This is a genomic window from Streptosporangium sp. G11 (assembly GCF_051192615.1).
GTDB lineage: Bacteria > Actinomycetota > Actinomycetes > Streptosporangiales > Streptosporangiaceae > Streptosporangium.
Map to the genome: position 1 here is coordinate 24,431 of NZ_JBPJUQ010000017.1, position 11,401 is coordinate 35,831.

At 69.4% G+C, this 11,401-nt stretch carries 10 protein-coding genes; 1 reads left to right on the forward strand and 9 read right to left on the reverse strand.

What is annotated here, in order from left to right:
- Positions 1-291: 291 nt before the first annotated feature.
- The 8 genes from ACSDR0_RS18330 to ACSDR0_RS18365 all read right to left on the reverse strand — a co-directional run bounded on the left by ACSDR0_RS18330 (position 292) and on the right by ACSDR0_RS18365 (position 9,760).
- Positions 292-1,320 carry an N-acetylglucosamine kinase gene (locus ACSDR0_RS18330; protein WP_435290037.1) on the reverse strand — a complete coding sequence of 343 codons (1,029 nt, stop codon included), beginning with the start codon at positions 1,318-1,320 and terminating at the stop codon, positions 292-294.
- Between the two features lie 5 nt (positions 1,321-1,325).
- Positions 1,326-2,213 (reverse strand): alpha/beta hydrolase, encoded by an 888-nt coding sequence (locus ACSDR0_RS18335; RefSeq protein WP_435290038.1) that lies wholly within the window; start codon positions 2,211-2,213, stop codon positions 1,326-1,328.
- Between the two features lie 280 nt (positions 2,214-2,493).
- Positions 2,494-3,888, reverse strand: coding sequence for an NAD(P)/FAD-dependent oxidoreductase (locus ACSDR0_RS18340; protein ID WP_435290136.1), 1,395 nt, complete (start codon positions 3,886-3,888; stop codon positions 2,494-2,496).
- 252 nt (positions 3,889-4,140) lie between these two features.
- Positions 4,141-4,989, reverse strand: coding sequence for an ABC transporter permease (locus ACSDR0_RS18345; protein WP_435290039.1), 849 nt, complete (start codon positions 4,987-4,989; stop codon positions 4,141-4,143).
- The gene (locus tag ACSDR0_RS18350; RefSeq protein WP_435290040.1) at positions 4,986-5,837 is read right to left on the reverse strand and encodes an ABC transporter permease; all 852 of its coding nucleotides are present in this window, start codon (positions 5,835-5,837) and stop codon (positions 4,986-4,988) included. Before ACSDR0_RS18350 ends, ACSDR0_RS18345 begins: the two co-directional genes overlap by 4 nt.
- A 42-nt stretch (positions 5,838-5,879) precedes the next feature.
- Positions 5,880-7,112 carry a polyamine ABC transporter substrate-binding protein gene (locus tag ACSDR0_RS18355; RefSeq protein WP_435290041.1) on the reverse strand — a complete coding sequence of 411 codons (1,233 nt, stop codon included), beginning with the start codon at positions 7,110-7,112 and terminating at the stop codon, positions 5,880-5,882.
- 19 nt (positions 7,113-7,131) lie between these two features.
- A complete protein-coding gene (locus ACSDR0_RS18360) occupies positions 7,132-8,277 on the reverse strand; it encodes an ABC transporter ATP-binding protein (RefSeq protein WP_435290042.1) in 1,146 nt (381 codons plus the stop codon).
- Positions 8,278-8,302: 25 nt separating this feature from the next.
- Positions 8,303-9,760: a gamma-aminobutyraldehyde dehydrogenase gene (locus ACSDR0_RS18365; protein WP_435290043.1), complete on the reverse strand. Its 1,458-nt coding sequence runs from the start codon at positions 9,758-9,760 to the stop codon at positions 8,303-8,305.
- 193 nt (positions 9,761-9,953) lie between these two features.
- Between ACSDR0_RS18365 and ACSDR0_RS18370 the strand changes: the two genes are divergently transcribed.
- The gene (locus tag ACSDR0_RS18370) at positions 9,954-10,448 is read left to right on the forward strand and encodes an Lrp/AsnC family transcriptional regulator (RefSeq protein ID WP_435290044.1); all 495 of its coding nucleotides are present in this window, start codon (positions 9,954-9,956) and stop codon (positions 10,446-10,448) included.
- A gap of 83 nt (positions 10,449-10,531) precedes the next feature.
- Here ACSDR0_RS18370 and ACSDR0_RS18375 read toward each other — a convergent pair whose 3' ends face one another.
- Positions 10,532-11,071 carry a DivIVA domain-containing protein gene (locus tag ACSDR0_RS18375; RefSeq protein WP_435290045.1) on the reverse strand — a complete coding sequence of 180 codons (540 nt, stop codon included), beginning with the start codon at positions 11,069-11,071 and terminating at the stop codon, positions 10,532-10,534.
- Between the last annotated feature and the right edge of the window lie 330 nt (positions 11,072-11,401).

Consider the following 11,401-nt stretch of genomic DNA (forward strand, 5'->3'; position numbering starts at 1 on the left):
CGATGTATGTACCGGGACCGGATTCCGGCCCGCGCGCCGGAGACGAACCGCCTGAACCGCCCAGATGGCAGCCCACCCCGCCCGGCCCGCACACCCCGGGGACACCGGGAACGACGCGGGCGCGGACCCCGCCGATCCGCCCGGACCGCGCGCCGGGGACTGACCACGGCCACCGCCGGAGGCCGAAAACCGGAAGCCGGAGGCAGGAAGCAGGAAACCGAAAGCCCGAAACCGAAAACCGGAAGCCGGAAGCCGGAAGAAGGCCGGACCGGTCGCGGGAACGGAGCCCGGTCAGTCTCCGGAGACGATGCGGGCGTGCAGCCGGGCCGCGGTGGCACGGTCCCAGCCGAACACCTCCCGGCCGGCCAGCCACGCCGCCGCCCCCGCGCCGTCGCCCGCCAGGACCGTCGAGGGCCCCAGCCTCTCCCGTACGGCCGAGGCGACCGGTCCCTCGCTGGTCAGCACGCTCCCGGCCAGCACGATCGGGCTCGTCTCACCCGCCTGGCGGACCTCGGCCACCGTCTCGCAGAGCAGCCGGGCCGCGGTGGACACGATCTCCAGGGCCACCGGGTCGCCCTCGGCCGCCGCCCGGCTGACGAGCGGGGCGAGCCGGGCCAGCTCCAGCGGGGGCCGCGACTGCGCGTGGACCACCAGCCTGATCGCCAGTGCCCGCATCTCCTCCGCCGTGCCAGCGGCACCGCCCCCCATCTCGCCGACCCCGCGCCGGGCCGGTGAGGGTGGCGCGGCGGGGGCGGGAGGGAACGGCTCGCCCTCCAGCAGGGCGCCCGCGACGAGGCGGGTGAGCCTGCCGCCCGCGTCGCCCCTGCTGAGGGCGTGGGCGGCGGCGGCCGCCGCCTCCCTGCCCAGCCAGAACCCGGAGCCCTGGTCGCCCAGCAGCCAGCCGAGCCCGTCGGCGATCGTCACCGGCTCGCCGTCCTCGATCCTGGCGGCGATCGCCCCGGTCCCGGCGATGAGCGCGGTGCCGCGCGGTTCCGCCGTACCCGCGGCGAAGGCGATGCCCAGGTCGCCGGTGAGCCGGGGCGGGACGCGCAGACCGGTGGCGGCCCACATGAGGTCGAAGACCCGGTGGTCCAGTGCCCCGCCACCCGCCAGCCCGATGACCGCCCCGGCCACCAGGCCCGGGTCGACGCCGCGCAGGGCGAGCTCCAGCGCCAGGCCGATGTTGGCCACGGCGACGACGTTGCCGTGGGCCGCGGGATTGCCGCCGGGCGCCCTGCCGTATCCGGCCCGCCGCCCCGAGGCGTCGAGCAGGAGGGCCCGCGAGGAGGTCCCGCCGATGTCCAGCCCGAGGACGTACATCGCGTTCAGAGGTGCTCGCCGAAGAACGTGGCGACGGCCTCGACCGCCCGGGTGACGTGCGGCTCGGTGTCGTAGAGGTCGATGTGCAGCTTGGCGTCCAGCCAGACGATCCTCTTGGGCTCGTCCATCCGCCGGTACGCCTCCTCGGCGCCCTCGGGCGAGCAGAAGCGGTCGACCACGCCGTGCACGATCAGGCCGGGCTTGGGCGACAGGAAGTCGGCGCCCGTCATGTTGTCCAGGGTGATCAGCTCGCGGACGGAGGCCCGGGTGACCTCGTTGCGCCAGTGCTCCGAGGCGCCCCGGGAGGTGCCGTAGTAGGCGAACGGCTCGTCGCCCGGCATGGCCGCCTCCCCCTCTTCGGCCACCGCGGGCAGGTATTCCACCTCACCGCCCCCGTCCTGGCGCTCCAGCACCTCTGTGAACGAGGCCAGCGCCTCCTGGTACCCCGAGGGCGACATTCCGGCGCGCATGCCGTAGGGATTGTTGTAGGCCCCCGCGATGCCCGCGAACGCCTTCACCCGGGGGTCGAACGCGGCGAACTTGAGCGCGTAGCCCCCGCCGAGGCAGATCCCCACCGCGCCGACCCTGCCGCCGTCCACCTCGGGGCGCGAGCGCAGCAGCGAGACCGCGGCCCGCAGGTCCTCCAGCTTGCCCTGGGCGTCCTCGTGGTTGCGCGGCTCCCCGCCCGACTCCCCCCAGTTGCGGTGGTCGAAGGCCAGCGTCGCGTATCCCGCCTCCGTCAGCCGGGCGGCGTACAGGCCGGTGACCTGGTCACGGGTTCCGGTGAACGGGCCCGTGAGGACCAGGGCGGGGTGCGGGCCCGGCGCCGCCGGGATCCGCAGGTCGCCGGCGAGGGTGACCCCGCCCGCGGTGAACTTCACCTTTTCGGACATGCTCCAAGTCTGTACGGCCCGCGCGGCGGAAGCCAGCGACTCCCCCGGCCCGGCTCTGCCGTCCCCAGCCGTCCGTAAGCAGTCCTCCGCCGTCCTTGGCTCGTCCCCAGCGTCCGTAAGCCGTCCCCAGCCGTCCTCGACTCGTCCCCAGGCGTCCGTGAGCCGTCCCCCGCCTCCGCTCCTCCGGCCTGAGCCGGGGCGAGAGCGGGGGCGGGGGACGGCCTCTCAAAACCCTCCCGGACCCCTGAGACCTCCTGAGACCTCCGAGATCCCCGAAACCTCAGGAGTCGAAGCCGAGACCCATCCGGTCCAGGGTGCGCAGCCAGAGGTTGCGGCGGCCCTGGTGCAGGTCGGCCTGGGCGATCGACCAGCGGGTCATCTGGATCCCGGCCGAACGGACCGGCTCGGGCGGGAACGGGACGGGCTTCTCCCTGACCATCCGGAGCTCGGTCCGCTCGGTCCGCTCTCCGGAGAGCAGGTCGAGCATGACGTTCGCCCCGAACCGGGTCGCGCCGACGCCCATGCCGGTGTATCCGGCGGCGTAGGCGAGGCGCCCGCCGTGCGACTGGCCGTAGAAGGCGCTGAACCGGCTGCAGGTGTCGATGACGCCGCCCCACCTGTGGGTGAAGCGCAGCCCGGAGAGTTGCGGGAACGTGGTGGAGAAGTGTTCCGCCAGCTTGACGAAGGTCTCGTCGCGCTGCTCGTACTCGGGCTTGATCATGCCGCCGTTGTAGTAGACCGCGTCGTAACCGCCCCAGAGGATGCGGTTGTCCTCGGTCAGCCGGTAGTAGTGGAACTGGTTGGCCGCGTCCCCGACCCCCTGCCGGTTGTGCCAGCCCACCGAGGCCAGCTGGCCGGCCGAGAGCGGCTCGGTCATCAGCGCGTAGTCGTAGACCGGCACCAGGAAGTGCTTCAGCCGCCGCAGCAGCGGCTGGAACACGCCGGTGCCGAGCGCGACCCTGCGCGCCCTGACGCTGCCGTGCGGGGTGATCAGGTCCAGGCTCGTCGGGGTGTCCCTCATGGTGCGTACCGGCGTGCGCTCGTAGATGCGCACGCCCAGCGAGAGGCAGGCCTGCCGGAGCCCCCAGGCCAGCCGGGCGGGGTCGAGCATGGCGCAGCCGTCGCGCTCCCAGTGGCCCCCGATGTACGTGGGCGAGTTCACCTCCGCCCGGACCTGTTCGGTGTCGAGGACGTCGAAGCGGGCGCCCAGGTCGCGGGCGACGCCGACGTTGCGGTTCATCTCCTCCAGCTGCCACGGCTCGGTGGCCACGTGCAGCTCGCCGGTGCGCTCGTAGCCGCAGTCGATGCCGTATCCGGCGACCGCCTCGCCGAGCTCGTCGAGGTTGTCGACGCCGAGGCGTTCGAGCGTGGAGATCTCCTCGGGCCAGCGCTCCAGCCCGTTGGCGATGCCGTGGGTCAGCGTGGCCATCGCGAAGCCGCCGTTGCGGCCGGACGCCGCCCAGCCGATCCTGCGTCCCTCAAGAAGGACGACGTCGAGCGACGGGTCGCGTTCCTTGGCCATCAGGGCGGTCCAGAGCCCCGAGAAGCCTCCGCCGACCACCGCCAGATCGGCGCCGGTCTCGCCGAAGAGCCGCGCCTGCGGCTCGGGTTTCGCCGGACTGTCGAGCCAGTACGGCTTGCGCTCCGCGTCAGCAAGAGCCTTCAGCGGATCCACAAATCTCACTTCCCTACGTGAGTCAGGTTGTCTTTGTGTGTATCGCGTGGTCGTGAAGATCACGCGCGGGTTCCCCCCGCCTGATTCCGATCTCGCCTCCCTGTTCTCTGCCGGGAATCTTTTCTCTGCCGGGATATCGTCCGCCGGAGCCGCCGTCGCCGGGGATCCGGGGACCTGGGGACCCGGAGAACCGGGAACCCGGGTACACCGAAGCCCCGTGCCACCCGGTGAGGGCACGGGGCTCGGCGACGGTCAGAGGCGGCGGCGCGCGGTGACCGTGTTGACCACGGCGATGGCGACGCCTACCGCGAATATAAGCGTTCCGAGGACGTTGACCTGAGGCGGCACCCCGATACGGGTCGCGCCCCAGATCCACAGCGGGAACGTCTGGGTCGCGCCGCTGGTGAACTGGGTGATCACGAAGTCGTCGATGGACAGGGCGAAGGCCAGCAGCGCGCCCGAGACGACGCCGGGCAGGATCATCGGGAAGGTGATCCGCCAGAACGTCGTCCACGTGGACGCGCCGAGGTCGCGCGCCGCCTCCTCGATCGACCGGTCGAGCCCGATCACCCGGGCCCGCACGGTGATCGCCACGAAGGACAGCGAGAACAGCACGTGCGCGACGACCACGGTCGCGAAACCGGTCTGCACGCCGACGCTGATGAACAGCGACAGCAGCGAGGCGCCCATGACGAGCTCGGGGGAGGCGATCGCGGCGAACATCACCAGGTTGGTGGCGCCCTGCCCGCGGAACCGGTAGCGGCCCAGGGCCAGGCCCATGAGCGTGCCGAGCAGCGTCGTGATCACCGTGGAGAGCGCGGCGATGTAGACGGAGTTGAGCACCGCCTCGAGCAGCTCGGGGTACTCGTCCAGGCGGCCCCACCACTGGAGGGTGAAGCCCTGCCAGGTCACGTTCGACTTGCTCTGGGTGTCGTTGAAGCCGAACACGATCATGACGACGATCGGCAGGAACAGCCAGGCGAGGATCAGCCAGACGTAGCCGAAGAGCAGCCGGTCGCCCAGCCGCCTGCCGCTCCGCGGGCGCCTGCGCCGGGCCGGCGCGCTCGTCGCCGGAGCCTCCGTGACGTCGATGGTGCTCATCGGGCCGCCGCCTCCAGGACGTTCTCGGTGCCGAGCGCCTTGGCGTAGGCGAAGATGCCGATCAGCATCGCCGCCATCAGCGTGAACGACAGCGCGGCGGCGGTCGGGTAGTCGTTGTTGACCAGGTACTCGGTCTGGATGATGTTGCCGATCATCGTGTTCTCCGGGCCGCCGAGGATGCCCGCGTTGACGTAGTCGGCGGTCATCGGGACGAAGGTCATCAGCACCCCGGCGAACACGCCCGGCAGCGAGAGCGGCAGCACGATCTTGGTGAACGCCTCACGCTTGGCCGCGTAGAGGTCCTGGGCGGCCTCGACCACCTTGGGGTCCACCCGCTCCAGCGCTACGTAGATCGGCAGGATCATGAACGGCAGGTAGTTGTAGACCAGCCCGCCGATCACCGCGAACGTCGTCTGCAGCACGTGGAAGTCGTCGGGCAGCAGCCCGGCCGACTTCAGCGGCCCCAGCAGCATGCCGTCGTCGGCGAGCAGGAACCTCCACGACACCGTGCGCAGCACGAACGAGACGAAGAAGGGCAGCAGCACCAGCAGCAGGTAGGTGGACTTGCGGTTGCCGCCCTTGAAGGCGATCCAGTAGGCCATCGGATAGGCCAGCGCGATGGAGACCACGGTCGCGACCAGCCCGTACCCCGCCGAACGCAGGAACTGCGTCTGGTACTGCGCCAGGACGTCGCCGTACACCGAGAAGTTGAACGTCTGGACGAATCCGTCGACCACGTTGCCCTCCTGGGTGGAGACCGAGGCCATGAAGACCATCGGTACCACCAGGAAGATCGCGAGCCAGAGTCCGCCGGGCAGGATGAGCAGGTAGGGGGCGAGGCGTTTCACCGGCCGGTTACCCCTTCAGGTCCGATTCGCTCTCTCATCCGCCTAGCCTTGCGTGACCGGCTGGAAGATGTCCTCGAAGACCTTCTCCTCCGAGGAGGTCAGCGTCTTGTACGACCGCAGCTTGGCCATGTCCGCCTCCGAGGGGAAGATCAGCGGACTCTCGGCGATCTGCTCCAGGGCCTTCTTCTCCTCTCCCGTCGCCTTGGCGGCGTCGGCGAGGACGAGATCCTTGGCGGAGGAGACCGGCGTGATGTAGTTGATGTACTCGACCAGCATCGTAGCGATCTTGGGCTGGTAGACGTAGTCCATCAGGGTCAGCGCGTCGACCGGGTTCAGGGCGGTCTTGGGGATGCACATGTTGTCGGTCCAGATCGTGCCGCCCTCCTCGGGCACCACGAACTTCAGGTCCTTGCCCTCGGCGACCTGCTGGAAGATGTCGCCCGACCAGGCCATGGTGATCCAGATGTCGCCCCTGGCGAGGGCGTCGACGTAGTCGTTCTCGTAGTACTTGCGCACGAGACCCGCGTCGCGCTGCTCCTTGAGCTTCGCCCCGGCCTTCTTCCAGTCGGCCTCGGTCGACTTGTCGGGGTCGATGCCCAGGGCGAACATGCCGAAGTTGGCGACCTCCTGGGTGTCGAGCATCATGCCGACCTTGCCCTTGTACTTGGGGTTCCAGAGGTCCTGGATGCTCTTGACCTCGTCCACGTACTTGGGGTTGTAGGCGATGCCGGTCACGCCGACCGTCCACGGGATGGTGTGGGCGTTGTTGGGGTCCCAGGTGGGGTTCTTGACCGCGGAGCTGGCGTTGGCCGCGAAGTTCGGCAGCTTGGAGTGGTCGAGGGGGACCAGGTAGCCCAGTGCGATCGCCTTGCTCAGCTGGAGGCCGTTGGTCAGGACCATCAGGTCGTAGCCGATGTCGTTGTTGGCGGCGAGCAGCGGCTGGATCTTGCCGAAGAACGTGCTGTTGTCCTGGATGGCCTCCTGGTACTCCACCTTGATGCCGGTGTCGGCGGTGAACATCTCCAGCGAGGGGTAGCGCTTGCCGTCCTTGTCGATGTAGAGCGGCCAGTTGGCGAAGCGCAGCGTGCCGTTCTTCTTCTTGGAGCCCCAGTATTCGGCGATGGCGTCTCTCGGGGGAGCGGTCGCCACCTTCTTGCCCTGCACGCCGCAGGCGGCGAGGGCGAGGCCGGCGGCCGACAGTCCGCCGAGGCGGAGGGCGTCACGGCGGGTGACGGAACGGCTCTGCGTCATACCTCGCAGAAAGGCGGGGTTCATGCGGGGGTCCATGTCGGGCTCAACTTCCGATCGCGTACGAGTGGTGCGGCAGCCACGACAACCAGACGGCGTCTCCACGCTCCGCCGTGCTGGTGCTGTCGAGTGCGTTCTGCTGGAAGACGGTCACCTCCGCGCCGTGGGCCAGGCAGACCGTGTAGCTGGTGTAAAGCCCCAGATAGACCACCTCTGAGACGGTGCCCCGCACGACGCTTAGGTCGCCGACGGGCTCCTCCGTGGTGATTCTGATCTTCTCCGGGCGTACCGTGATCGCGATCGGTTCCCCGGCACGGAACGATCCGCCCTCGGCGAGGACGTGGTCGTCATCACCTAGCTTAAGCACCGCGAAACCCGACCGGAGACGGTCGACGGTGCCGTTGAGCAGGTTGGACGTGCCGATGAACCCGGCCACGAAAGCGGTCGCGGGCCGCTCGTAGATCTCCCTGGGGGTGCCGAGCTGCTCGACCGCGCCGTCGTTCATGACGGCGATGCGGTCACTCATCGTGAGCGCCTCGCTCTGGTCGTGAGTGACGTACACGAAGGTGATGCCGACCTCGCGCTGGATGCGCTTGAGCTCGATCTGCATGGCCTGGCGGAGCTTGAGGTCGAGGGCGCCGAGGGGCTCGTCCAGCAGGAGCGCGCGGGGCTTGTTGACCAGGGCACGGGCGAGGGCCACCCGCTGCTGCTGGCCTCCGGACATCTCCCGGGGGCGGCGTTTCTCACGTCCGGTGAGATCGACGATCTCCAGGATCTCACCGACCCGGCGCTTGATCTCGGCGTCGGGGACCTTCTTGCGCCTGAGGCCGAAGGCGACGTTGTCCCAGACGTTCATGTGCGGGAAGAGGGCGTACGACTGGAAGACCATGTTGACGTCGCGCTTGTTGGGGGGGACGTCGGTGACATCCTGGCCGTGCAGCCGCACGTTGCCGCGTGAGGGGTCCTCGAACCCGGCGATCATGCGCATGGTGGTGGTCTTGCCACAGCCCGAGGGGCCGAGGAGCGAGAAGAACTCCCCCTCGGCGATCGACAGGGTGACACCTTTGACCGCCTGGACGACCTCGCCGTGGGAGATGTACTCCTTGGCGACCCCGTCGAGTTCGATTGCGGGCACGTGGGGCGAGTGGGAGACGGTGGAGGCCGTCTCCGTGCCCGCCTGGATTTCGGTCATGCCAGGCTTATCCCTCTGTTCGCGGCTATTCGCCGATGTAGTGCATGACGTGCTTGACGCGCATGTAGTCGTGCAGCCCGAAAACGGACAGGTCCTTGCCGTAGCCGGAGTGTTTGAAACCTCCGTGCGGCATTTCCGAGACGAACGGGATGTGGGTGTTGACCCACACCACGCCGAAGTCGAGGCGGTTCGACACCCGCATCGCCCGGCCGTGGTCGGAGGTCCACACCGAGCCGGAGAGGCCGTACCTGACGCCGTTGGCCTTGGCGACCGCGTCGGCCTCGTCGGAGAAGGTCTGGACGGTGATGACCGGCCCGAACACCTCGTTCTGCACCATCTCGTCGTCCTGCCTGAGGCCGTCGACGATCGTGGGGGCGAAGAAGTAACCTCGGTCGCCGATCCGGTTTCCGCCGGTCAGGACCTTGGCGTGGCCGGGGACCCGGTCGATGAAGCCGGTGACGCGGGCCAGCTGGTCGGCGTTGTTGAGCGGGCCGTACAGGGCGTCCTCGTCGGAGAGGTCACCGGTCACGGTGCTCGCCGCCGCCTCGGTGAGCGCGGCCACGAACTCGTCGTGGACGTCCTCGTGGACCAGCACGCGGCAGGCCGCGGTGCAGTCCTGCCCGGCGTTGTACAGGCCCGCGGTGGCGATGGACTCCGCGGCGGACTTGAGGTCCTTGACGTCGTCGAACACGACGACGGGCGCCTTGCCGCCCAGCTCCAGGTGGACCCGCTTGAGGTCGTCGGCGGCACTCCTGGCCACGGCCATTCCCGCGCCGACCGAACCGGTGATCGCGACCATCGACGCGGTCGGGTGCCCGACGACCAGCGCGCCGGTCTCCCGGTCTCCGACGACGACGTTGAAGACGCCCTTCGGCAGGACCTCGCCGAGGATCTCGGCCAGCTTGACCGTGGAGGCGGGGGTGGTGTCCGAGGGCTTGAGCACGACGGTGTTGCCCGCGGCGAGCGCCGGGGCGATCTTCCAGACCGCCATCATCATCGGGTAGTTCCAGGGGGTGACCTGGCCCACCACGCCGATCGGCTCGTGCCTGATGACGGAGGTGTGGTCGGCGAGGAACTCGCCCGACGTCGGGCCCTCCAGCGTGCGCGCGGCCCCCGCGAAGAAGCGGAAGTGGTCGGCGGCGATCGGGGTCTCGTCCTCGGCCATGCGGGCGCGCGGCTTGCCGGTGTTGCGGCACTCGGCCTCGTTCAGCTCCTCGGCCCGCGCGTCGATCGCGTCGGCCACCTTGAGGAGGAGGTTGGCGCGCTCGCCCGGGGTGGCCCGGCTCCACGACTCGAACGCGGCGGCAGCGGCGGCGTAGGCCGCGTCGACGTCTTCGGGACCGGAGACGGGGGCCTTAAGGTAGATCTCGCCGGTGCAAGGATCGATGACGTCGGAGAACCGGTCGCTCCTGGCCTCCACGAGTTCGCCGTCAACGTAGTTCCGCAGGCGGGGAAATTCGCTGGTCTCAACCGGGGTGGTCACCGTCGGCCTCCTAAGGATCGGGGCTGAGTTGTCGCGACTCTTACAGAGCGAGAGCCCTACGACAAGGGATTTCGTTGTTAAGATACCAAATTGCTACGAAATCGCTTGACAGAAGCCCCGGAACTGACAGCATGTCGCATCGGAGCCGCAACATGACGGCAACAGCCCCGCAACATGACGCCAGGGAGCGCCCATGACGACGCCGCCCAAGGTTCGCCGCGAAAACGACGCCAGGCCCGGCCCCGTCGTCCTCGACGAGATCTCCAAGCAGATCATCGAGCAACTGCAGACGGACGGGCGCAAGCCGTACGCCGCCATCGGCAAGGCGGTGGGGCTCTCCGAGGCCGCCGTACGCCAGCGGGTCCAGCGTCTGCTCGACGCCGGGGTCATGCAGATCGTCGCGGTCACCGACCCGCTGACCCTGGGCTTTCCCCGCCAGGCCATGATCGGCATCAAGTGCGAGGGCGATCTGGGGACGGTGGCCGACGAGCTGTCGGCCATCCAGGAGATCGACTACGTCGTGCTGACCGCCGGGTCGCTCGACATCATGGTCGAGGTCGTCTGCGAGAGCGACCAGCACCTCCTGGAGATCCTCGGCAAGATCCGGGCCATCCCGACCGTCCGCGCCACCGAGACCTTCGTCTATCTCAAGCTCCACAAGCAGACCTACTCCTGGGGTACGCGCTGACGGTTCCCGGCGCGCACTCCGGCGCTCCCTCGTCCACTCGCCTTCGCGGACGGTGGGAGACCAGGAGGCCGTAGGAGACATCGTCACCGACCGAGGTGGGTCTCCAGGACGCGCGCGAGGTCGTCGAGGAACTCGTCGACCTCGCCGATCGCGTAGCCCGGCCTCAGCATCACCGTGGCGAACCTCGCCTCGCGCACGTCGCCGGGGGTGAGGGGTGCGTCGGTGGTGCCGCGCAGGGTGGCCACGACCCGGTCGAGGAAGGCGTCGACCTCGTCCTCGTTGTAGCCCATGCCGAGGCGTCCTGGCCTGAAGGCGGCCCGCTCGACCCGGGTGGCGTGGTCCTCCGGCTCCTCCCGCTCCCCCCGCTCCGGCTCTTCGGGCGCGGCGCGGCGGGCGGGGACGATCGGGCGCCCGTCCGTCCCGGCGGGCCGGGTCTCGATCGCCACGATGAAGGCCTCAAGCGCGAAGTCGACGGCGATCTCGTTGTAGCCGCCGAGCCTGGTGCGGAAACGCGCGCCGCGGATCTCGTCCGCGGTGACCGGCTCCCCCTCCGGGGTGCCCCTGCCGAGGGTGCCCTCGATCCGGCGGACCAGCAGATCCACCTGCTCCGTGTCGTACCCCATGCGAACCCCGAGAACCCGGGGAAAGCGGTTCAACCCCGCATCCTTTCGCCTCTTCCCGATTGGCCCTTTACCCGATGTGCCCATTCTGGAGGGGATCACCGGGTAAAAGCGAGATGTCAGGGGATGGTGCGGATCCGGGTGTTCCGGCGGGCGTCGGGTCCTGCGGATACGCCCCCGGAATCCGGCGAGGCCGGACAATCTCGCGAGGGCGACGACATCCGGGGGTGACCGGCAAAAAAAGGCGAAGAACCGGCGGGAAACAGGCGGGGAACAGGCCTGGCACAGTGATGACCAGCGGGAATGCCGGAAACCGAGCCCGGCGGATCACCT

Excerpts from the sequence above, each read along its gene's own strand:
- ACSDR0_RS18330 (WP_435290037.1), bottom strand. The coding sequence starts at position 1,320 with ATGTACGTCCTCGGGCTGGACATCGGCGGGACCTCCTCGCGGGCCCTC.
- ACSDR0_RS18360 (WP_435290042.1), bottom strand. The coding sequence starts at position 8,277 with ATGACCGAAATCCAGGCGGGCACGGAGACGGCCTCCACCGTCTCCCAC.
- ACSDR0_RS18355 (WP_435290041.1), bottom strand. The coding sequence starts at position 7,112 with ATGAACCCCGCCTTTCTGCGAGGTATGACGCAGAGCCGTTCCGTCACC.
- ACSDR0_RS18375 (WP_435290045.1), bottom strand. The coding sequence starts at position 11,071 with ATGGGGTACGACACGGAGCAGGTGGATCTGCTGGTCCGCCGGATCGAG.
- ACSDR0_RS18345 (WP_435290039.1), bottom strand. The coding sequence starts at position 4,989 with ATGAGCACCATCGACGTCACGGAGGCTCCGGCGACGAGCGCGCCGGCC.
- ACSDR0_RS18335 (WP_435290038.1), bottom strand. The coding sequence starts at position 2,213 with ATGTCCGAAAAGGTGAAGTTCACCGCGGGCGGGGTCACCCTCGCCGGC.
- ACSDR0_RS18370 (WP_435290044.1), top strand. The coding sequence starts at position 9,954 with ATGACGACGCCGCCCAAGGTTCGCCGCGAAAACGACGCCAGGCCCGGC.